Genomic DNA, 20692 nt, shown 5'->3' with positions numbered 1-20692 from the left:
TTGAGCGCAGCGAAAGTCAGCTTTCCGCCCTCCGCAGCACATGGCCAGCCAAGCTCAGTTTCTGAAACCGTCACTTCGAGCCGACTGCAGACCTTCCTGTCCATTCGATGAAGGCCTGCATGTGCCGCCCCTGCGGCTTACTCAGCCAAGGCTTCTGCCACCGCAATGTCTGCCATTTTAAGGATTGCCTCGCGTGATGCGGCCACGGCAATGAAGCGTCCATTGTGGCAGAATTTCGCGCCTGGAACACCGCTGGCGATTTCAAGTGCCGCATCAGTCAGCCCTGCCCATGCAACAGGTAAATCAGCGCGGTTATCGAACGTGTCATCGCCAACGCGGATTGTCGTCAGCGCCCAGTCCTCGCCACGCGGGTGGATGACGAAAAGCCGGTGATCGGCGCCTGCCTTTTCGACGCCCGCACGAAACGGCATGCCCATCGGCAGCTCTAGAACCCGGCCTTCACCGGCGGCCTCGATAGCTGCCATCACCATGGCCTCGGCCCGAAACTTTGCGGCTTTGCGTTTGATCTGCGCCTCGACGAATGCGCGCGCCACTGGCAGGGCGGCCAAAAAGGCCCGATCATCGGCACCTTCTTCGCGATCATCAAATACGGTTTTCAGGCTTTCGAGCAGCACCGGCAGTGTCATGCCCGAAAACAGCGGCCCCGCCTCGGATGTATTCACGGCGCCATTATCGACCAAATCAACCGGCAAAACGAAACCGCGATCAAAGGAGTCATGAATTGCCTCGACATCTTTCTCGGGCACGGCCATCGCACGCAAATAGTCGCGACCATATTGCGCCCAGATCAGACCGAATGAGCTATAGGGCTGGCCATCTTCGCGCAGCGGATTGGGCCGCTGGTGGTGATCGAAAATCTGCGCGGCAGCATCAAAATCGCCGCCAACGTCATAAACAATCCGCCCCTCGGCGGGCGTGATCCACGCCTTGTCCCGCGTGCGAACCAGCTCGGCCTTTGGGAAAAGCCGTGTCAGGATGACCGAGGACAAAAGCTCGTCGGCGTGGAAGCCACCGGAATGGGTGACAAGGTGGGTGATGGTCATCAGATGCAGGCTCCAGCCGGATTTAAATTAATTTGGGCGACCAATAAGGCCGCCCATAAGGTCGATGCGAATGTGGGGATGGATGGGACTCTCAGGCAATCCATATCATGTGGGGCAGTCAAAACGGACCGCAACATATAGATATCAAATCATCTTCGCGAAATCCTTGCCCCGATTCCGAGACAACTTTAACCCGATTTACAGCGTCAGTGTGTCCAAACCGTGCGTCGGTCGACAGCGAAGTTCTCGGCGTAGCCGCGCGCGCGAATATTGGGTTTGCGTTTTTTCGGCTCAAAGACCTGCGCGTCGATCCCATGCTCACGAGCATAGGCAAGGGCCGCATCCTTGGTGTCGAACTGCAGTCGCACCTGAGCCTGCATGTCATGGGAGGAGGTCCACCCCATCAGCGGGTCCACCGTGCGGGGCGAATCCGGGGCAAATTCCAGCGTCCAGCCCTTGGTCTTTGCCTGGCCAGAGGACATCGCCGTCCTCGCCGGCTGATAAATGCGTGCCCGCATGTCGCAGCTCCTGTCGTTCCTTACCTTCTTGCGTGATATGCAGGACGTACACAAGGGCTGCAAGAGCGCCGAATGTCACATTTTTCCCATGTGAAATTGCCCATCTGAAAGAGCAAGCCGGAGTCGGGTAAAGGGGCGTCCGCGCCAGCTCGCCGGTTCGGGCCCCGGAACCGCTGACCCCGGTAGGGCGGAAAGCCTGTCCCGCCCCTTGTCGTCGTCCCACCCGCACGACATATTCTCCGGGAACGGAGCCGATCCATGCACAACAATTCCCCCGAACAGATGCCTGTGCTGTTGCACGCGCCAGCGCCTGATGTCCGTGATCGCGAAAAGCTGGAAGGTGGCAAGCAATTTGTGCTGCACACCGAGTTTTCGCCCGCCGGGGACCAGCCCACTGCGATTGCAGACCTGACCGCTGGGGTGAACAATGGCGAACGAGATCAGGTTTTGTTGGGGGCCACGGGCACCGGCAAAACCTTTACCATGGCCAAGGTGATTGAAGAGACGCAGCGCCCTGCCATCATCCTTGCCCCGAACAAGACACTGGCCGCGCAGTTATATGGCGAGTTCAAGGGCTTCTTCCCCGACAACGCGGTCGAATACTTCGTCAGCTACTATGATTACTACCAGCCCGAAGCCTATGTCGCGCGGTCGGACACCTATATCGAGAAGGAAAGCCAGATCAACGAACAGATCGACCGGATGCGCCACTCGGCCACCCGGGCGCTGTTGGAGCGTGACGATGTGATCATCGTTGCCTCTGTGTCGTGTATTTACGGTATCGGCTCTGTCGAGACCTATGGTGCCATGACGCAGGATCTGCACACCGGCCGCGAATATGAAATGCGCAAGGTCATGGCCGATCTGGTGGCGCAGCAATACCGGCGCAACGATCAAGGGTTTCAGCGCGGGTCGTTCCGGGTGCGCGGCGACTCGCTCGAAGTCTGGCCCGCCCACCTTGACGACCGCGCTTGGCGTCTGTCCTTTTTCGGCGAAGAGCTGGAGGCGATCACCGAGTTTGATCCGCTCACCGGCGAAAAGACCGACACATTCGACCGCATCCGCCTCTATGCCAACAGCCACTATGTCACGCCCCGTCCGACAATGAATCAGGCCATCATTGGCATCAAGAAAGAGTTGCGCCAGCGGTTGGATCAACTGGTCAATGAGGGCAAGCTGTTGGAGGCGCAACGGCTGGAACAGCGCACCAACTTTGATCTTGAAATGCTGGAGGCGACCGGTGTCTGCAACGGGATCGAGAACTATTCGCGCTATCTGACCGGACGCGCCCCCGGTGAGCCGCCCCCCACACTGTTCGAATTCATCCCGGACAACGCGATTGTCTTTGCCGATGAAAGCCACGTTTCGGTCCCGCAGATCGGCGGCATGTACAAAGGCGACTTTCGGCGCAAGATGACGCTGGCGGAGCACGGTTTCCGCCTGCCGTCGTGCATGGACAACCGCCCGCTGAAGTTCGAGGAATGGGACGCCATGCGCCCACAGTCTGTCTTTGTCTCGGCCACCCCTGCCAAATGGGAGATCGAACAAACTGGCGGCGTGTTCACCGAACAAGTCATCCGCCCCACCGGTCTGCTGGATCCGCAGGTGGAAATCCGCCCGGTCGAAATGCAGGTGGACGACTTGCTGGACGAGGTGCGCCGCGTCACCGCCGCAGGCTACCGGACGCTGGCGACGACCTTGACCAAACGCATGGCCGAAGATCTGACTGAGTACATGCATGAGCAGGGCATCAAGGTCCGCTACATGCATTCGGACATCGACACTATCGAACGGATCGAGATCCTGCGCGACCTGCGTCTGGGGGCGTTTGACGTGCTGATCGGCATCAACCTGCTGCGTGAGGGTTTGGACATTCCCGAATGCGGACTGGTGGCCATTCTGGACGCGGACAAGGAGGGCTTTTTGCGCTCTGAAACCTCGCTGATTCAGACCATCGGGCGTGCCGCACGGAACGCGGACGGACGCGTTATCATGTACGCCGACCGCATCACCGGGTCGATGGAACGCGCGATGGGAGAAACTGACCGCCGCCGCGAAAAGCAGATTGCCTACAACAAAGAGCACGGCATCACGCCCGCCACGGTGAAAAAGAACGTCGAGGACATTCTTGCCGGATTGTACAAGGGCGACGTGGACATGAACCGCGTCACCGCCAAAATTGATCCGGCGCGACAGGGTGCTAACCTTCAGACGGTTCTGGACGGGCTGCGCACCGACATGCGCAAGGCGGCTGAAAACCTTGAGTTCGAAGACGCGGCGCGGTTGCGTGATGAAATCAAGCGACTAGAGGCGGTCGACCTCGCAGTCTCGGACGATCCTTTGGCGCGTCAGCAGGCGGTTGAGCGAGCGTCAGAGGCGGCAGTAAAGGCCAAGGGGCGATCTACAGCCGGGAAGCCGGGGCAACGAGGTGGGAATGTGAAGCGGCGGAAGAGGTGACTTTGTTGCCAGCCGAACTCAATGAAGCGGAGTTGCACCACAGTTGGTCACTCTCTGTGCAAACCTGAATTAGTGCTGCTCTGCTGGTAAGTGGCGATGTTAACGCCCGCGCAAAATCAGGGATTGCCACAGCCCGTTGGCAGCGGGTTGAAGCCTAGTGAGTCATCAGTTTCGTCGAATGTTCGACCGCGAAAACACTTGGACTTCTGCATGTCTGACGCCCTCGTAAAAAGGCCAATATCTCGCCAGCAAGATGCCCCCCACCAATCTCTCATATCCCAAGCGTGGCAGGCATTTTTCACACGACATTCGATCACAGCCGGAAGGCTGCAATCCTGTTCATGTCTTGCGCGATGTGTGAGGTGCCGCTAGTTTCCTAGACTGTGAACAGGCGTGCAATTTTGACCCCGTAGAGGGGTTACCGGCGTCCAAAATGACCCCCTTACACTGAAGTGGATGATGCCCCCGAGATCATCGGGGAGCACAGTGTGGGATATTGGTGGTGGAGACGATAGCGAAGATCCGTCGGGCATATTTTCAGGACAAGAAGTCGATCAAGCAGATCTGCCGGGAGCTGCGGGTTTCACGGAACACGGTGCGCAAGGTGATCCGGTCCGGGGCGACCGAACTGACCTACGAGCGCACGATCCAGCCGCTGCCGAAGATCGGCCCTTGGACGGGTGAGCTCGACGAGATGCTGGCGGCCAACGCCCGGAAACCCAAGCGTGAGCGGCTGAGCCGTATTCGGATGTTTGAAGAACTCAGGGCCCGTGGATATGGCGGCGGCTATGATGCTGTCCGACGTTGCGCAGCCACGTGGTCCAAGGAGGAGCAGGTCGCATCTGCGGCTGCCTATGTGCCGCTGATCTTCGATCCGGGTGAGGCCTACCAATTCGATTGGAGGTAAGGAGGATCAGGAAAGGCGCCAGTGGCGCGTTTCCCCGACGAACAGAACGTGGTGATCGATGGCGCGACGACCACTGTGAAGGTCGCCCACGTCCGGCTTTTCCACAGCCGGATGCTGTTCGTGCGAGCCTACCCGCGCGAGACGCAGGAGATGGTCTTCAACGCCCATGACAAGGCCTTCGCCTTCTTCAGGGGCACCTGCACGCGGGGCATCAACGACAGCGGGAATTGTCCGCCATTGGTCCGAGGACAATGGACGCGAAGACCGCGGTCGACACGATCTTCGTCGGCCGCGACCGTGCCTACAACCGCCGGTTCCAGCAGATGTGCGGGCATTACCTCGTCGATCCGCCGTCCATTGGGCTTGAACCAATGGCGCCTCAATGAACGGCCCTGCACTCCGACATCCGGCCGAAGTTCAGGAGCTACGCCGAGCTCAACGCCTGGTTCGAGGACCGCTGTGTTGCCTGGGCCAAGGCCAATCCGCATCAGGAGCTTCGGGATCGAACGATCTGGAATGTGTTCCAGGACGAGCGCGCGAGTCTTGTGCCCTACGTCGGTCCGTTCGATCATTGCCCGGCAGGCGATTGCGAAGCAATCTGCCGAGAGGAGGCTTCCATGCCGTGCCGGCGTCGGTCTCGAAGACCTGCCTCGTCCGGTTTGACAAGAACCGCTACTCGGTGGAGGGCCGCGCCATGCGGGTCGCATGCCTTTGGCATGACGGCCGCCCTGTCGAGATCCGCGCCTATGCCGAACGGGTCGAGTTCTGGCAGGACGGCAAGATCATGGGGCAGCACGCCCGCGCCTTCGGGCGCGACAAGGCCATCTACGACCCGTTGCACTACATTCCTGTTCTGGCTCGCAAGCCCGGCGCTCTCCGGAATGGCGCGCCCTTCAAGGACTGGGACCTGCCGCCAGCGATCCGGCGTGTGCAGCGCAAGCCTGGCAAGGTGCCGAACGGCGACCGGCACCCTCTCGGGACATTGCTGCGCAATGCCCTGCCGGGCAGTGAATGGTCCAGATCCTGAGCATGATCCCGACCGACGGATTGGATGCGGTGGACGCTGCCTGTGCCGAAGCCCTGAACGAAGGAGCCCCTGCCGCCTCGGTCGTCATCAACATCCTGGCCCGATATCGTGAACCGCCGCCGCCGTTGACCATTGATACGCCGGACGCGTTACGACTGACCTGCGAGCCCGTGGCCGATTGCCAACGTTACGACAGCCTCAGGAGACCCAACCATGGAAAGATCACAGGCGCTGGACGCGTCACGCCGAAGGCGTGCCTCCGGCACGACCCAGCTGAAGCTCTACGGCATGAAGGCCGCCTACGATGAGATCATCACCGTCGTGACGGAGGCACGCTTCCAGCGTGACAGTGAAGCGTCAGCACGAACCGCAGCAGATCGTCCACTGCCCGGCAGGCGCATGCGTAGCATGCTGCCGAGAGGGGGCGACCTGCTGAATGCCGAGATCAGCGAGAAGCAGGCGCGCTCGATCAAATACCAGATGACCATCGCCAAGCTGCCCCTGGCGAAAGAGGTCTCTCTCGTGGTTCGCAAAGCGAACCACTGCCGGCAGTGGACGAGTTCAGCTTTGAAGAAACGCCGGTCAACGAGACGCTGGTGCGCGATCTGGCCTCTGGTGAGTTCCTCGAACAGCAGCGCAATGTCGTGCTCATCGGTGGCACCGGGACCGGCAAATCCCACCCTGCCATGAGCATCGCCCGGGCCTGCATCCGGCGCGGCAAACGGGGGCACTTCTTCAATGTCGTGGACCTGGTGAACAAGCTCGATGCCGAAGCTCGTGCCGACCGGCAGGGGCGCACGGCCGACCTGCTGTGCCGCCTCGACTTCCTGATCCTTGACGAGCTTGGCTACCTCCCGTTCGCCCAGACCGGCGGCCAGTTGCTGCTCCACCTCATCAACCGCCTCTACGAGCGCACCTCGGTCATCGTGACCACCAACCTCGACTTCGGTGAATGGCCTTCCGTCGTTGGCGACGCCAAGATGACCACTACGCTCCTCGACCGTCTTACCCACCATTGTGAGATCGTCGAAACCGGCAACGAAAGCTGGCGCTTCAAGACCAGGGAATAAACGAACTCCCGCTGGCCCGATACGGCTGCGCTGTGTGGTGGCTACACCGCTTCGAGACAGGCGCCCGAGGGCGCAGCAGGGGGTCATTTTTGGATGCCGATAGGGGGTCAAGATTGCGAGCCGATTGACACCAAATCGCGCTACGTGAAAAAATTGGGGCGACCCGGCAGGAACTTAGGTCGCTCGAAAAGGACGGCATTCTTGTTCCACGAACAAAGGTATCAACCATTAAATTGGGGCTCATATACCTAACTAGCCAAATTCGACCTGCCATGCTTGGCTAGTTAAGTTACACAGGTTCCAGAAGGAGCCTGACCCAATGTCCAAGCCGAAGCCCGAAACCCTCTCTACCTTCCAGTTCTTCCAGAAGTTCCCGGATGAGGAAGCGGCGCGCAAGTTTTTCGAGACGAAGCGCTGGGGCGATGAGCCGGTTTGTGGTCACTGCGGTTCGGTTTCCGTGACCGAGTGCAAAGACCATAAGCCGATGCCATACCACTGCAAAGATTGTCGTAAGCATTTCAGCGTTCGCACTGGCACAGTTCTGGCCGAAAGCCGCCTCCCCCTCATTAAGTGGCTGCTGGCGATCTTCATGCTCACCAGCGCCCGCAAGGGCATCCCTAGCGCCCAGATGGCGCGCGAACTTGGCGTCACTCAGAAAACCGCATGGTTCCTTGCGCAGCGTATCCGTGAGACATGGCTGGCCGAAGGTGGCAACCACACAGGTGGTCAGACGCAGGTTGATGAAACCTACATCGGCGGCAAAGAGGCCAATAAGCATTCGGACAAGAAGTTGCGTGCCGGTCGCGGCGCTGTCGGCAAGACGCCCGTTGTCGGGATGCGCACTGCCTCCGGTGAAGTCCGCGCCATGCCCGTTGCCGATGTTAGCAAGAAGACCCTGCAAGGCTTCATTCGCCAGAACGTCCGTCGCGGCTCCACTGTCGTCACCGATACATTCCGCAGCTATCATGACCTTTCGCGCAACTATAACCACGTTCAGGTCAATCACAGCGTCGGACAGTACGTGAACGGCATGGCGCACACCAACGGGATCGAAAGCTTCTGGTCGCTTCTCAAGCGCGGTTTCATCGGCATCTATCACTACATGAGCGCCAAGCACCTGCACCGCTATGTGAAGGAATTCTCATTCCGCCATAACACGGCGCAGATTGGCACCATGGATTTCATCGGAATGACAATTGACCGCATGGTTGAGAAGCGGCTGACCTACAAAGGGCTGATCAATGGCTGACAAGAAAGACCTCATTCAACCGATTACGGATGGCACATTTGACGATGTGGTGAATAAAGTCGTTGGGGCAGCAGATAAAGACGAACAGAACACCCCAAGGGCGCGATACGGGGGTATTCTGGCAATCAGTGACGTGCAGATACCCTGCTACGTACTTGAAGATGGCACCCGAGTGATACACCAGCGGGGAATGGTCAGCTCTTTAGGCATGTCACGCGGCGGAAGTTCCAGGGGCGGCGGTGACCGCCTCGCGTATTTTGTTGCCCAAAAGAACACTTTCACCCTATGTTTCCAAAGAGTTAAGGGATGTGACCAAAGAGCCTCTGTTGTTTCGAACTGACAAGGGGGCGCTCGCTTACGGATACGACGCAACGGTCTTGGCGGACATTTGCGAGGCAATTCTATCCGCTAGGTCGAATGATGCTCTAAGCAAGCAGCAAAAGCACATCGCTGAAAAAGCTGAAATTCTTGTTCGAGCGTTCGCCCGAGTTGGCATCGTGGCACTTGTGGACGAAGCCACTGGCTTCCAAACAGATCGCGGCCATGACGCGCTACGCTTGCTCTTGGAGCGCTACATTGCAGATGGCCTCCAGAAATGGATACACACGTTTCCAGACTCATTTTTTGCCGAGCTGGATAGGTTATACGACAATGCGCCAACGTCAGCCCGGTCCCGCCCGCAGTACTATAGTCGATTCATTAACAAGTATGTCTATGACCCTATAGAACATGGCTATGTGAAAGCTGAGTTGGATAAACTGAACATAACCGACGAGGGGAAACGCCGCGCTAGGTTCCATCAGTGGCTTACAAGCGAAGGGCGAACAATTCTCACGCGCCAGATTGGAAAAGTTGAAGGCATGATGGAAATGTGCAGTGACATCGAGCAATTTAAAGAGATGGTTAAGCGCAGGAAGGCGGTGACCGTTGCACCGTACTTGTTTGATGAGATGAACAAAATTATTGAGTAGGGCGGCGATTGTCAAAGAAGTACCTTTTTTCTGATGAGGCAGGATGCTTCACGTTCAACCGCAATCCGAATGTCTCAAAGTACTTCATCATCTGCACCATCACCCTTAGTGATCTCGCAGTAGCAGCCGACTTGGTGAAATTACGTCGAGAAATGATTTGGGATGGGTCGCCTATCGGCGACTATTTTCACGCCACCGTGGACAAACAAGAGGTCCGTGACCGGGTTTATGAGGAAATCCTAAAGCACGATGTGAGAATACAAGCAACAATTTGCGAAAAGGCCAAAGCCCAGCCCCACGTCGCAACCTCTAAGGCAGAGTTTTACAAGCGCCCTTGGTATTATACGTTGAGATATGGGATAGCGCCACATGTCAGTGCGGGCGACGAATTGCTTGTTACAGCAGCGTCAATCGGAAAAAAAACAACGATTGACCTACTGCACAAAATTGGATGACGTGATGCGCCAAACAATTAAAGCCGCGCGATGGGCGGTTGAATTCCGTCCATCTTACTGCGACCCTTGCCTCCAAGTCGCCGATTACTGCGCTTGGGCGATTCAGAGAAAGTGGGAGCGCGCCGATACGCGATCATACGACATGATCAAGCACATGATCACGAGAGAGTATGATCTTTGGTCGCACGGAACAAAACTGTACTACTAGGTGCAGCCCGCCATGTTGGCGATCTTGGCTATCACGAGGAGGCCCGGGGGCCGTTCACCAAGCAAGGGCTGCTTCGGGACATGTAGCACGCATGTGTTGCGTTTTCAAGAATCCTGTATGCGGCTAGTTAAGTATATAGGCCCCATTCAATACGTCAGGGCCCACGACATTTCGTTAGGAAAATGTGAGGGTGTATTTGGGTATCACGGTTTTGTCGTGAAGCGATCAGAGATAAACCTCTTTAATGTGCGGAACGCAAAATCCACAACAACCGCTACGAATTTAATTGGGCAAATGTCCGCGGCCGAGTTTGGTCGATCGGTTGGCCTGCGTGGAAAGGGAGGCTTCCTGGCTTTTGTCGCAGCGGGTCACACGCCCGCCACTGAAAGTCCGCATCCAAAAACACGGCGCTTGCAGATGCGAATGACTGAACAAGACATCGAGGCGTTCCATAAAAGGTTCATCACGCCCACCGTCATAGAAGCAGAAACCGGCTTACACCGGCACACGATTCTGGCTCATCTAAGGGCGAAGCAGATCGAACGGTTCGCTCCCGATGGACAGGACTACGGCCCAATCTACCTGCGTGAAGCAATCGAGCGTCAGATACGAGATCTGCCTGCCTGTGACTGAGGAGCGCCGTTGACCCGACCGTCCAAGGGGCCTGATGCAGTGCGGCGTCGTATGAACCATGAAAATATAACTCAAAACAAAAATTCAAACGGAACCTTGGCTGCAGATTGAAAACCGTCCTAGACGGGGGCCTGCCCGAAGCCGCTCAAACATGTACAGTCTCATAGGTCATGGCAAAAACCGACGAAATCGAAGTCAAATGTCCGCAAAGTGCAAAACCGACTTTTGTCGAAAAAACGCTCTTTGGATGTCGAACAACAGCAGCACTTAGTGAATTTTGGCGATCCCGGGAGGACTCGAACCCCCAACATCCTGATTAGAAGTCAGGTGCTCTATCCAGTTGAGCTACGGGACCGTCGTTCTGTGATAACGGTTCGGAAAACGGTTCGCAAGCCGTTGCCATTTTCCTAACCGTCTGTCTTTTCGTTCTATTTTAGATCCACGCCTCTGATCCGGACGTCAATTGTCCAACTCGGACTGACCGGTTGCTCGCTGCCGCTGCTTTTGCAGATTTTCTCATCACAGAGCAAGCATTCACAAGAGGCTGCACAAGAAATCGCGGAAGGGTTCGTGTGAAACGCTATCCACAGGCGGACGATCACCATGCTGGGTGACGGGCTGAATGCGCGCGCCGCTTATCCTCAACGGTTGGTCGAACGTTCCTCGAGGGTGGACCACCACGCGGCCGTTTCGGCACATACCTGCATGAGACTGTCTTCTGGACCAAGACGTGTAACGCTCTTGCGGGTCTTCAGGTCGTGGTCCCCATCCTCCACCCACTTCAGGACAATCCTGTCGGAAAGGTTATAGCTGCTGACCTCTTCCCGCGTGCCAAATGGATCGCGGGTCCCCTGGCAAATCAACGTGGGAGCGCGCAGATCGGCGAGGTGTTCAGTGCGGCGTGTTTCCGGCTTGCCACGGGGGTGGAACGGATAGCCAAGGCAAAGCAACCCGGAAATGCGGCCTGCGGCGTGCAGATCGTCGGAAATCAGGCTGGCGACACGTCCCCCCATGCTTTTGCCGCCGATGATCAACGGTCCGTCATGGGACAGGCTGGCAATGGCGGCGCGAAATTCAGCCTGCAGCAGTTCGATCTTGGGTGGGGGGCGTTTGGTTCCACCGGTGCGCCGCGCCGCCATGTAGGCAAATTCGAACCGGACAACGCGAAACCCCCTAACAGCAAGCCCTTTGATGATGCTGTGCATCCATGGCGTGTCCATCGGAGCACAGGCACCATGTGCCAGCAGTACAGTGGGACACCCTGGTTCGCCGCCATCAATGAGGAAGTGCAGAGATGCCATATCCGCCCTGTGAATGGAAAAGGCGCCCATCGGGCGCCCTGCATGTTTCGATACCGCCCCGTCAGCGGGGGCAAAAGGTGGAAATCGGGACAAAGTTACCTCAGGATATCCGAGAAACATATTTGGAATCAATATCTTATACCTCGCTCTAACTGTCTGACGTCAGCGCTTATGGGGCCAAATAGAGTTATTTCCTAAGAGACGGTGAGATATGCGCAGAAGTTGGTGACGCGTGATCAGGCGGCGTTTTGAAGTTGGCGGACGCCGTCGCGGAACTCAACCCCGCTGATGACCTCCGGGAGGCGATTCCGCCCGTCGAGTTTTCGCCATTTCGTCTGAGCAGACATCATCAGCCGGAAAGCCATGGCGAGCCCAGTCTTGCGGCTGAGGCAGCCCTTGGTGCGTTTCGTCCTGTGTCTGACGGCGGCGAACGTGCTCTCGATCGGATTTGACGTCCGGATGTGTTTCCAGTGTTCGGCCGGGTAGTCGTAGAAGGTCAGTAGTGCATCCCGATCCTTGACCAACTTGGCGACTGCCTTGTCCCATTTCACGCCGTAGGCATCGACGAAGAAGTCGAAGGCGGCCGACGCCGCGGCTCGGGTTTCGGCCTGCCAGATGTCGTGCAGGTGCGCCTTGGCCTTGGCTTGCACCGATTTCGGCAGCGCGTTGAGCACGTTCATGGTTTTGTGGAGCCAGCACCGCTGCTCCTGTGTCGAGGGGAAGACCTCGCGCAGTGCCGCCCAGAACCCCAGGGCGCCGTCGCCTATGGCGAGCTTGGGATCCTGCTTCAGTCCGCGGCGTTTGAGATCGAGCAGAACCTCGCGCCAACTCTGAGTGCTTTCGCGGAAGCCGTCGGTCATGGCCAGCAGCTCCTTGCGGCCGTATTCATCCGCACCCACGATCACCAAAACGCATTGTTTTTCCTCGGCCCTTCGCGGCTTGAAATAGACGCCGTCGGCCCAGATGTAGAGAAACCGCCGGGTGCCGAGGTCACGCTTTTCCCAGGCCTCGTACTCGGACCACCAGTCCGCTTTCAGCCGCGTGATCGTAGTGGCCGAGAGGCCCTTGGCGTGTGGCCCCAGCAGGGCGGCAAGCGCCTCACTGAAATCGCCGGTGGACACGCCCTTCAGGTAAAGCCAGGGCAGCAGCTCTTCGACCGACTTTGCCTTGCGCAGATACCGCGGCAGGATGCTGGGCGTGAACGCGATCTTGTCCGTGCCCGGCTTGCGGTCCCGCACACGCGGCACCGTCACGGCAACAGGCCCGACACCGGTCAAAATCTCACGCTCGGGCAGGTGCCCATGACGAACCAGTCTTGCGCGACCATCCTCAAGCTTGTGATCGGCAAAGGCGCCAAGCAGCGTGGACAGTTCCGCCTCAATCGCCTGCTCGATCAGCTTGCGCGCGCCGTCCCGGATGAGGTCGGTCAGCGGGTCCGGCGAAATCCCGGATGGATCAGATAGCTGGGTGATGGTATTCTCTTGCATGTGGCATATCCCTTTCTCGGTTGAGAATTGACGGCGCTTCGACACCGCCATGATATGTCGCCCCTCAGGGCATCACCAACTTTCGCGCATATCTCCCCGCAGGCTGCCGTTGAATGGCTCGATAAAGGCATTCTGCTACGGTTTTCCGGGGTCGATATAGTGCCAATCCACGCCGTTCCTGTCGGCCCATTTCAGGCTTGCCCGGCTGGTGAACTCCGTGCCGTAACACCTTCGGAATGTTGTTGATGTTGAGGCTATGATTGCCTGCGCAGCCCCCAAATAGCGCAGCAGGTGATCATAGCCGGGTCTCAGGTCCCTACAGTGGTTTTGCACAAACCACGCCGCAAGGGAGACCGACTATGACCGATGCCACTATTGCACAAACCGAGCCTGTTTTGGTTGCGATTGATATCGCAAAGGCCCGCCATGAAGTCTTGATCGCTGTTCCGGGCCGAAAGCGCCGCCGCCGTTTGACCGTTCTCAACCAGCTCGACGAATTCAATCGATTGATCTCTACACTCTCAGAGTATGATCGTCCTGTCCGCGCGGCTTTTGAGGCTACAGGCAATTACCATCGCGCTCTCGCTTACCGGCTTGGGGTGGCCGGTTTCGATGTGAAGCTGGTGTCTTCGGTCGCATTGGCGCGCACCCGTGAGGCTTTGAACAACAGTTGGGACAAGAACGATCCGAAAGACGCGCAAGTCATCCTGCATATGATGCTGATCGGGAACGAGCAGTTTTACCACGACCCAATGCTGAGCGGTACGAATGATCTTCAGGAGTTGTCCAAGACGCACGACATAGTCTCGCGCTCAAAGACGGAACTTTGGCATCGGGTGCTGACCCACTACCTGCCGCTGTATTGGCCCGAGGCTGACCGCTTTCATCGCAGCTCACGCAGCGATTGGTTCTTTGCCTTTCTCGAACGTTATCCTTCACCGCATTTCATCTCTGCCATGGACCAAGAGGCTTTCATTGCAGATGCTTGGGACGTGGTCGGCCGCAAAGTGTCAAAAGAACGTTTGCTTGCAGATATTTATCAGACCGCCAAGTTCTCTGTAGGCCTGCCAATTGCGCCGGACTCCGACGCTGCAAGGATGTTCCGTTTGGTCTTGGGTGAAGGGCGCGGCCTGATTGCCAAACGCAACGAGATTGAGGATCGCGCCGTTGAGCTTCTCAAGACCAACGACGACTATCAACTGCTAACATCCATCCCAGGGATCGGGCTGATCAACGCGCTGACCATCCTTGCAGAAGCAGGCGATCTGCGCCGCTTTCGGCATCACCGCCAATTTTTGAAGTTCTGTGGGATGGACCTCGCAACGATCCAGTCGGGCACATTCCGTGGCCAAACCAAGCTCTCAAAATATGGGAATGCCAGATTACGCCGCACGCTCTGGATGGCCGGTCAGGTCGCCATCATGCAAAAGACCAACAGCTTCCGCGACAAGTTCGAGCGTTACATCGCCAAGGATCGTCAAAACACGCATTTACGTCGCAAGGCGTATACCGCAATCGCCGCAAAAATGGCCCGCACCGTGCATGGGATAATAAACCGCGGCGAACCCTATCGTCCCTTCTTTGAGGGATGATTGACAGCAGAAGGACCTTTCTCTGTAAGGGCCGTAGAGGCGAGCATTCGACCTCGTAGATAATGTTCAGGCCTTCTGCTCAACGACCCGAAGATCTCGTCTTAAGGACGGTGAGAGCCGCAATAAGCGTACTCTGTGTTTGTTATGGGAGAGACATGTTGTTGACCAAAATGCCGAACTGACACACATTCGAACGTGCTGGAACGCTTCAGCATGACAATGACCTGATGCCAAATCAGCCAATTATTCCGCGCATAGGACGTTATCACTGACAATGCAACCGGGCTTGCCGTAGATCCGGATCAGGGCGCCGAGCTCTCGGGCGACCCGTGCGCCGGACAGGCTGATGTCCGCCACGAGGCACAAGCATTCCCGGGTACTCATCGATCACCGCCAAGATCCGGAACTTCCGCGAGGCGCCGAAGCTGTCGGACACGAAGTCCAGGGACCAGCGCGCATTGGGATGCGCGGCAACCGGCATCGGTGTCCTCGTGCCGCGCGCCCGTTTCCGGCCGCGCCGCCGTCTCACCGACAGGCCTTCCTCGCGGTAGATCCTGTAGAGCTTCTTGTGGTTCATGATCATGCCTTTGCGCTCCAACAAGACGCCGATCCGGCGATACCCGAACCGACGCCGCTTGCCGGCGACCTCCTGCATCTCCTTGCGGATGTCAGCACAATCCGGCGGGCGTTCTCGCCGGACAGTCTTGGGATCGACACCCCCTCTCATGGTTTTCAAGCAAAACCACTGCCGGGCAGTGGACCAGCCGACAGGCCCTGCGCTGCGAGACATCATGATCCCGCATTGCATGGAGCGCTGCCTCTCGCCGCTCTTTCGGTGCCGTCAGCTTTTTCCCAGCAAGTCTTTCAAAACCACGTTGTCGAGCATCGTATCAGCCAGCAGCCGCTTCAGCTTGGCGTTTTCGTCCTCCAACGCCTTCAGTCGGCGGCTTCCGACACCTCCCTCTCACACATGCAGCGCATATGTTGCCGGGCAATGCATGCCGCCATACTTGGACTTCAGCTTGTAAAAGGTCGCCGGGCTCAGGACGTGCCGACGGCACACCTCAGCAGTCGACATCCCGGCTTCCTGCTCTTCAATCATCCCGATGATTTGCGCATCAGTGAAACGGCTCTTACGCATTCGTCTGCTCCTAAATAGGTTGGGCAGACTCTACTTCATGGTGTGGGATTTGGCGGCGGGCACGTCAGGGATTTTGCGTGGGTTGGTCTCCGTCATTCACTGAACGTGCAGTCAAAGCAGATTCGAGCATAGCGAGGGACGCCGATGATCTGCTAAGACAAAGTTAGAGGCGTGGAAAGTCGAGGTGGACTGCGGGCTGATGATTAAGCCGCGATGAGCGGCTCAATGTTTGAAACGTCGATCTCTTTGGCCGCTACCGACATGTCGTAATTCGTCTGCAAGTTCACCCAATAGGCCGGAGTTGTGTTGAACACGCGGGCGAGACGAAGCGCCGTGTCCGGTGTGATCCCAGTCGTGCCCTTGATCAGCCGTTCAATCCGCGTCCGAGGCACACCCAGACGCCGCGCAAACGCGATTGCTCCCAATTCCAGGGGATCAAGGTAAAGCTCTTTCAGGACTTCACCGGGGTGCATTGGTTTTTCAAGCAGGCTCATCAGCGTATCCTTTCAATGGTAATCGACAAACTCGACGTCGGCGGGGCCGTTCGGCGTCCAGACAAAGCAGATGCGCCATTGCCCATTGATCCGCACGGAATGTTGCCCAGCCCGATCACTTTTCAGTTCTTCCAAGTGGTTGCCAGGTGGAAACCGTAAATCCTCCACAACAACTGCGGCATCTAGCGCCGTGAACATCGCCCGCGTGCGCTTTACCAAAACACCAAGGAAGCCTTTGCCGTACTTGCCTTTAACGGCATTGGTAGCAAGTTTGCCCTTAGTGCTATGGAGACCAGCTTGGCACGAGACCTGATGGCGGACGGCGAATGGGCGTTCTTTGAGCATTTCATCCTTGCTGCACGTGCCCCGAACGGACGTAAGCCAACCAATCATCGCTTTGTTCTGGATGGGATTTTCTGGATCGCCCGGACCGGATCGCCGTGGCGGGACCTGCCGGAAGAATTCGGCAAATGGCCGAGCGTCTACAGGCAATTCCGACGTTGGACACTTTCAGGCCTGTGAGAGGACATTCTCGAGGGCCTGAACCATTGTGGAGCGGTGCCGGACGCCCTCCAAATGGTCGACAGCACCGTAATCCGCGCTCACCATCAGGTAGCGCGCGCGAAAGGGGGACTCCGCGACAGGGTTTTGGCCGCTCAAGAGGTGGGGGCACGACCAAAATCCACCTCCGCGTCAACGCGGCAGGACTGCCAATGAGGTCTGAAATAACACCGGGTCAAACATCCGATTATCTTGGCTTTGACATGGTCATGGCGGACAACCTGCCTGAGCCGGCGGCTCTTCTGGTGGATCGCGGCTATGACGCTGATCGCATTCGCAAAACTATGGAAAAGCGCAATATCCTGCCTCAGATCCCCATGCGGAAATCGCGCAGAATGCGGGTCGGAGTGGATCACTCGCTCTACCAGCTTCGCAACATGGTTGAACGGTGCTTCAATAAGATGAAGAACGCCCGCCGTGTCGCAACCCGTTGCGACAAAACCGCCGAGAGGTTCCTCGGCATCATCGACATAACGTCAATCCGGCTTTGGGTGCGTCATTTGTCAACGTGAGCTAGGCAAACGTGAGGGCGTATTCGGGTATCACGGTTTTGACCTGAAGCGATCAGAGATAAACCTCTTTAAGGTGCGGAACGCGAAATCCACAGCAACCGCTACGAAATGAATTGGGCAAATGTCCGCCGCCGGGTTTGGTCGATCGGTTGGCTTGCGTGGAAAGGGACGCTTTCTGGTTTTTGTAGCTGCGGGTCACACGCCTGCCACTGAAAGCCTGCATCCAAAACACGGCGCATTTAGATGCGGATGACTGAACAAGACATCGAGGCGTTCCATGAAAGGTTCATCACTCCCACCGCAATAGAAGCAGAAACCGGCTTACACCGGCAAACGATTCTGGCTCATCTAAGGGCGAAGCAGATCGAACGGTTTGCTCCCGGTGGACAGGACTATGGTCCGGTCTATCTGCGGGAAGCAATTGAAGGTCAGATACGAGATCTTCCTGCCTGAGACTGAAGAACGCCGTTAACCCGACCGTCCAAAGGGGCTGGTGCAGTGCGGCGTCGTATGAATCACGGAAATATAACTCAAAAACAATAATTCATACGGGGCCTTGGCTGGAGATTGAAAACCTCCTTGACCGGGGGAGTGCCCGAAGCCGCTCAAACGTGTGCGGGCTCATAGGTCATGGCAAGAACGACGAAAACGAAGCTAAATGATCGCCGAGTGTAAAAAATCGACTTTTGTCGAAAAAACGGTCTTTGGATGTCGAACAACAGCACGCGATCTAAATCCTTCTTTTTCAGCACCATTAGTTCACGCATTGCAACTCCGATAGCATCGCGCGTAGCGTTGGGCGAAACGTGTGGGAAGCTTCGACAACAATCCGGCATGCACATTTGCGCCGAACTCTCGACGTCTCCTCGGGCGAATTACTGTTCGGGCAGCTTAGTGAACTTGCCCATCTTCCATGTTTGATATCGCCCTCCTTGATAGCCCCAATTTCATTAAAGGTCAGAAGCGATATCACTGAAACATAAGGAGGGATTTCGCACGGCTATGTGCGTCATCTATTCACCAACGCGCTACGAACGGTCCGACGCCTCCATTTGGTAAGGTTTCCCCCACTGCCGCGGCCCACGCACACAAGGCAAACTACCTGCATTCCCCCGGCCGCCGCACTGGCGACCCACACGCCTTTTGGAAGCCAGTCTCATGTCACATATTCTTGTTGGTTTCGCATTTACCTTGATTACCGCCCTTGTTGTCATTGTGGGCGATACTCTTCTCAAACATGCTGCCGACAGCGGTAAACCATTGATGTCCGGTCTGGTCGTCGCGGGATGCGTGATCTACGCGTTCTCGGCAATCTTCTGGTTCTGGGCCATGCGTCACATGACGCTGGCTCAGGCAGGGGTGGCTTATTCGATACTGACGCTGCTTGCCCTGTGCGCTATCGGCGTAATTTGGTTCGGTGAACGGCTATATGCCCGGGAATACGCCGGAATTGCCTGCGCCGTCGCGGCCATGGTTCTGATGGTCCGGGTGACCTGACAGCCAGGATCGCCCCACCAAAACGCAAAGCGCGGCCCCCTTTCGGGGACCGCGCCACATCAAACCGTAAAAGCAATCAAGCCTTACACGAGTTCCAGATTCACTGCGCTTTCGCGGCCGTCACGGCCTGCTTCCACGTCGTAGGTGACTTTCTGGTTGTCGGCGAGACCGGTCAGGCCCGAACGCTCAACAGCCGAGATGTGCACGAACACGTCTTTGCCGCCTGCATCAGGCTGAATGAAACCGAAACCTTTGGTGGTGTTGAACCATTTCACAGTGCCGTTGGCCATGTGTTTTATCCTTGTTTTCTACACCGCTCGCAACATGCAGCGGCCCGGCAAAGGCGCGTCTTGATCGAGTAGCTGCGTGCCGGTGAAGGAAAACAGAAGTCGAAGAGAAGGTCTTTAGCCCGGTCCATATGCCAGATCAGCGGCACAAAAGCAAGCCTCTTGTAAAGACCGCAGCTGTGCTGTCCGGACAAAACGGCCGCATGATGAGAATTGCCGCGTTCTGACGTCCAGGGCGGGCGGACGCGGAGAACGTGCGATTCGGTGGCCGGTAGATTGCCGATGCCCCTGGTAGTCGCGCCATCGGGCTATGCAGCTCCTGCCCAGCGGCTGCAAGCGCGCAGAGGCGCGCCGGGCGCGCGTGCCTCACGCGACTAGATGTCCGTCCGCCGCAGCTGCGAGCCTTTCCGCCCTGTGAACACCACAATCGATATGCCGGCCGATTCTTGACGCTAAGAACCGCGTTCTGATGGAATTACAGACCGCAGGCGAGGATGGCCTGACCGCCGTCGACGGACTGATCCGGCTTTCTATCGCATGGCGCATCGGTGAGGACGGCGGCACCTGACAACCGCCTTAGAAGTCTGTCGCCCCCTGTCCTCAAACGGGACGGAGGGCATGATTGCCTTAGCTGCCGCCCGCCACCGTCAGGCCAAGCATGCGCCAACCCTGCATGCCCCACCGGTAATAATTGATTTTGTCTGCCGGATAGCCCGCGTCGATCATGCGCCGAATGGCCGTGGGTGACTGCCCGCACCAGGGACCGTTACAGAACAAAACGACCTCTGTGACCGCCGCCGGATCACATTCGAATCCCTCGAAATCCACCTCGCAACCCAGTTCGCCCAAGCGGTCGACCATTTCGGTATAGGGTATGCTGACGGATCCCGGAATCGTGCCGGTTTCCCAGTCGGGCCGCACCCGGCTATCGATCACCATGATGTCAGGGTTCTGAAGGGCAGCCAGCACCTCCAATTCGCCAATGGTGGTAACACCCTCAGCGGGTGAGATCGGCTGGATGCAGAAACCGGGACAGGGGCGGGCGATGCGGGCAAAGTCACCCTTGATCATCGCATCCGTGTCCTGCACCCGTGAGATTGTGACCTTTGCACCGCCGGTCGTTGTCACCGTGACAGAGGCTACGTCCCTTGAGATATTGACCTCATCCGCCCCGGCGGGCACGCACAACCCAAGTGTCAGGGCCACCGCCGCAATCGCAATCTGTTTCATAATCCTCTCCCTGTTGTTGAATCCAACGGCC

At 57.5% G+C, this 20692-nt stretch carries 15 protein-coding genes, 1 tRNA gene and 5 pseudogenes; 11 read left to right on the top strand and 10 right to left on the bottom strand.

Translation table 11 applies throughout. The annotated features are described in order from the left end of the window. Nucleotides 1-137: 137 nt before the first annotated feature. Complete coding sequence (locus ANTHELSMS3_RS08285) at nucleotides 138-1064, bottom strand: MYG1 family protein (RefSeq protein ID WP_094034456.1); 927 nt, start codon at nucleotides 1062-1064, stop codon at nucleotides 138-140. A gap of 206 nt (nucleotides 1065-1270) precedes the next feature. Further along, complete coding sequence (locus tag ANTHELSMS3_RS08280; RefSeq protein ID WP_094034455.1) at nucleotides 1271-1582, bottom strand: ETC complex I subunit; 312 nt, start codon at nucleotides 1580-1582, stop codon at nucleotides 1271-1273. 258 nt (nucleotides 1583-1840) lie between these two features. Here ANTHELSMS3_RS08280 and uvrB point away from each other — a divergent pair, with 258 nt between their 5' ends. The 7 genes and pseudogenes from uvrB (at nucleotide 1841) to ANTHELSMS3_RS25470 (ending at nucleotide 10559) form a co-directional block, all read left to right on the top strand. Continuing rightward, on the top strand, nucleotides 1841-4039 hold the full coding sequence (gene uvrB / locus ANTHELSMS3_RS08275; protein ID WP_094034454.1) for an excinuclease ABC subunit UvrB: 2199 nt from the start codon (nucleotides 1841-1843) through the stop codon (nucleotides 4037-4039). Nucleotides 4040-4532: 493 nt separating this feature from the next. Continuing rightward, a pseudogene (gene istA, locus ANTHELSMS3_RS08270) lies at nucleotides 4533-6281 on the top strand (IS21 family transposase). Further along, a pseudogene (gene istB / locus ANTHELSMS3_RS08265) lies at nucleotides 6187-7043 on the top strand (IS21-like element helper ATPase IstB). The pseudogenes istA and istB overlap by 95 nt, the downstream one beginning before the upstream one ends. 319 nt (nucleotides 7044-7362) lie before the next feature. Continuing rightward, a complete protein-coding gene (locus tag ANTHELSMS3_RS08260) occupies nucleotides 7363-8292 on the top strand; it encodes an IS1595 family transposase (protein ID WP_094034453.1) in 930 nt (309 codons plus the stop codon). 239 nt (nucleotides 8293-8531) lie between these two features. After that, nucleotides 8532-9263, top strand: coding sequence for a P63C domain-containing protein (locus ANTHELSMS3_RS08255; protein WP_094034452.1), 732 nt, complete (start codon nucleotides 8532-8534; stop codon nucleotides 9261-9263). 8 nt (nucleotides 9264-9271) lie between these two features. Further along, nucleotides 9272-9718, top strand: coding sequence for a hypothetical protein (locus ANTHELSMS3_RS08250; protein WP_094034451.1), 447 nt, complete (start codon nucleotides 9272-9274; stop codon nucleotides 9716-9718). Between the two features lie 631 nt (nucleotides 9719-10349). Then, on the top strand, nucleotides 10350-10559 hold the full coding sequence (locus tag ANTHELSMS3_RS25470) for a hypothetical protein (protein ID WP_157733449.1): 210 nt from the start codon (nucleotides 10350-10352) through the stop codon (nucleotides 10557-10559). Nucleotides 10560-10837: 278 nt separating this feature from the next. On the opposite strand, the gene ANTHELSMS3_RS08240 is transcribed toward ANTHELSMS3_RS25470, so the two are convergent. The 3 genes from ANTHELSMS3_RS08240 to ANTHELSMS3_RS08230 form a co-directional block, all read right to left on the bottom strand. Beyond that, nucleotides 10838-10914: transfer RNA gene (locus ANTHELSMS3_RS08240), tRNA-Arg, on the bottom strand. A gap of 286 nt (nucleotides 10915-11200) precedes the next feature. Then, a complete protein-coding gene (locus tag ANTHELSMS3_RS08235; protein ID WP_439098668.1) occupies nucleotides 11201-11764 on the bottom strand; it encodes an alpha/beta family hydrolase in 564 nt (187 codons plus the stop codon). Between the two features lie 332 nt (nucleotides 11765-12096). Next, the gene (locus tag ANTHELSMS3_RS08230; protein ID WP_094034449.1) at nucleotides 12097-13347 is read right to left on the bottom strand and encodes an IS256 family transposase; all 1251 of its coding nucleotides are present in this window, start codon (nucleotides 13345-13347) and stop codon (nucleotides 12097-12099) included. A 359-nt stretch (nucleotides 13348-13706) separates the two neighbouring features. Here ANTHELSMS3_RS08230 and ANTHELSMS3_RS08225 point away from each other — a divergent pair. After that, nucleotides 13707-14998, top strand: a pseudogene (locus tag ANTHELSMS3_RS08225) (IS110 family transposase). 202 nt (nucleotides 14999-15200) lie between these two features. On the opposite strand, the pseudogene ANTHELSMS3_RS08220 reads toward ANTHELSMS3_RS08225, so the two are convergent. The 3 genes and pseudogenes from ANTHELSMS3_RS08220 to ANTHELSMS3_RS26320 all read right to left on the bottom strand — a co-directional run. After that, a pseudogene (locus ANTHELSMS3_RS08220) lies at nucleotides 15201-16080 on the bottom strand (transposase); the annotation flags it as partial. Nucleotides 16081-16283: 203 nt separating this feature from the next. Next, entirely contained in the window at nucleotides 16284-16574 is a 291-nt protein-coding gene (locus ANTHELSMS3_RS08215; RefSeq protein WP_094034447.1) for a HigA family addiction module antitoxin, read from the bottom strand. A gap of 12 nt (nucleotides 16575-16586) precedes the next feature. After that, complete coding sequence (locus ANTHELSMS3_RS26320; protein ID WP_094037006.1) at nucleotides 16587-16919, bottom strand: type II toxin-antitoxin system RelE/ParE family toxin; 333 nt, start codon at nucleotides 16917-16919, stop codon at nucleotides 16587-16589. On the opposite strand from ANTHELSMS3_RS26320, the pseudogene ANTHELSMS3_RS08205 reads away from it, so the two are divergent. The 3 genes and pseudogenes from ANTHELSMS3_RS08205 to ANTHELSMS3_RS08195 all read left to right on the top strand — a co-directional run bounded on the left by ANTHELSMS3_RS08205 (nucleotide 16860) and on the right by ANTHELSMS3_RS08195 (nucleotide 19144). Further along, nucleotides 16860-17647, top strand: a pseudogene (locus ANTHELSMS3_RS08205) (IS5 family transposase). The gene ANTHELSMS3_RS26320 and the pseudogene ANTHELSMS3_RS08205 sit on opposite strands and share 60 nt — an antisense overlap. Nucleotides 17648-17890: 243 nt before the next feature. Then, entirely contained in the window at nucleotides 17891-18100 is a 210-nt protein-coding gene (locus ANTHELSMS3_RS08200; protein WP_094034446.1) for a hypothetical protein, read from the top strand. A gap of 705 nt (nucleotides 18101-18805) precedes the next feature. Continuing rightward, nucleotides 18806-19144 carry a hypothetical protein gene (locus tag ANTHELSMS3_RS08195; protein ID WP_094034445.1) on the top strand — a complete coding sequence of 113 codons (339 nt, stop codon included), beginning with the start codon at nucleotides 18806-18808 and terminating at the stop codon, nucleotides 19142-19144. An 83-nt stretch (nucleotides 19145-19227) separates the two neighbouring features. Here the strand turns inward: ANTHELSMS3_RS08195 and ANTHELSMS3_RS08190 are convergent, their stop codons facing one another. Together ANTHELSMS3_RS08190 and ANTHELSMS3_RS08185 are read right to left on the bottom strand one after the other, a co-directional pair. After that, nucleotides 19228-19434: a cold-shock protein gene (locus tag ANTHELSMS3_RS08190; protein WP_089276256.1), complete on the bottom strand. Its 207-nt coding sequence runs from the start codon at nucleotides 19432-19434 to the stop codon at nucleotides 19228-19230. 624 nt (nucleotides 19435-20058) lie between these two features. Then, complete coding sequence (locus ANTHELSMS3_RS08185; protein ID WP_094034444.1) at nucleotides 20059-20661, bottom strand: rhodanese-like domain-containing protein; 603 nt, start codon at nucleotides 20659-20661, stop codon at nucleotides 20059-20061. Nucleotides 20662-20692 lie beyond the last annotated feature (31 nt).

The organism is Antarctobacter heliothermus, from assembly GCF_002237555.1.
Taxonomy (GTDB): domain Bacteria; phylum Pseudomonadota; class Alphaproteobacteria; order Rhodobacterales; family Rhodobacteraceae; genus Antarctobacter; species Antarctobacter heliothermus_B.
The sequence above is the reverse complement of the archived record's forward strand: the minus strand, read 5'-3'. Positions and strand labels throughout refer to the sequence as shown.

Coding starts and splice junctions, on each gene's coding strand:
- ANTHELSMS3_RS08235 (WP_439098668.1), bottom strand. CDS start 11,764: ATGCACAGCATCATCAAAGGGCTTGCTGTTAGGGGGTTTCGCGTTGTC.
- ANTHELSMS3_RS08200 (WP_094034446.1), top strand. CDS start 17,891: ATGCGGATGACTGAACAAGACATCGAGGCGTTCCATGAAAGGTTCATC.
- ANTHELSMS3_RS26320 (WP_094037006.1), bottom strand. CDS start 16,919: ATGCTCAAAGAACGCCCATTCGCCGTCCGCCATCAGGTCTCGTGCCAA.
- ANTHELSMS3_RS08215 (WP_094034447.1), bottom strand. CDS start 16,574: ATGAGCCTGCTTGAAAAACCAATGCACCCCGGTGAAGTCCTGAAAGAG.
- uvrB (WP_094034454.1), top strand. CDS start 1,841: ATGCACAACAATTCCCCCGAACAGATGCCTGTGCTGTTGCACGCGCCA.
- ANTHELSMS3_RS08195 (WP_094034445.1), top strand. CDS start 18,806: ATGTCACATATTCTTGTTGGTTTCGCATTTACCTTGATTACCGCCCTT.
- ANTHELSMS3_RS08260 (WP_094034453.1), top strand. CDS start 7,363: ATGTCCAAGCCGAAGCCCGAAACCCTCTCTACCTTCCAGTTCTTCCAG.
- ANTHELSMS3_RS08230 (WP_094034449.1), bottom strand. CDS start 13,347: ATGCAAGAGAATACCATCACCCAGCTATCTGATCCATCCGGGATTTCG.
- ANTHELSMS3_RS08190 (WP_089276256.1), bottom strand. CDS start 19,434: ATGGCCAACGGCACTGTGAAATGGTTCAACACCACCAAAGGTTTCGGT.
- ANTHELSMS3_RS08285 (WP_094034456.1), bottom strand. CDS start 1,064: ATGACCATCACCCACCTTGTCACCCATTCCGGTGGCTTCCACGCCGAC.
- ANTHELSMS3_RS25470 (WP_157733449.1), top strand. CDS start 10,350: ATGACTGAACAAGACATCGAGGCGTTCCATAAAAGGTTCATCACGCCC.
- ANTHELSMS3_RS08280 (WP_094034455.1), bottom strand. CDS start 1,582: ATGCGGGCACGCATTTATCAGCCGGCGAGGACGGCGATGTCCTCTGGC.
- ANTHELSMS3_RS08185 (WP_094034444.1), bottom strand. CDS start 20,661: ATGAAACAGATTGCGATTGCGGCGGTGGCCCTGACACTTGGGTTGTGC.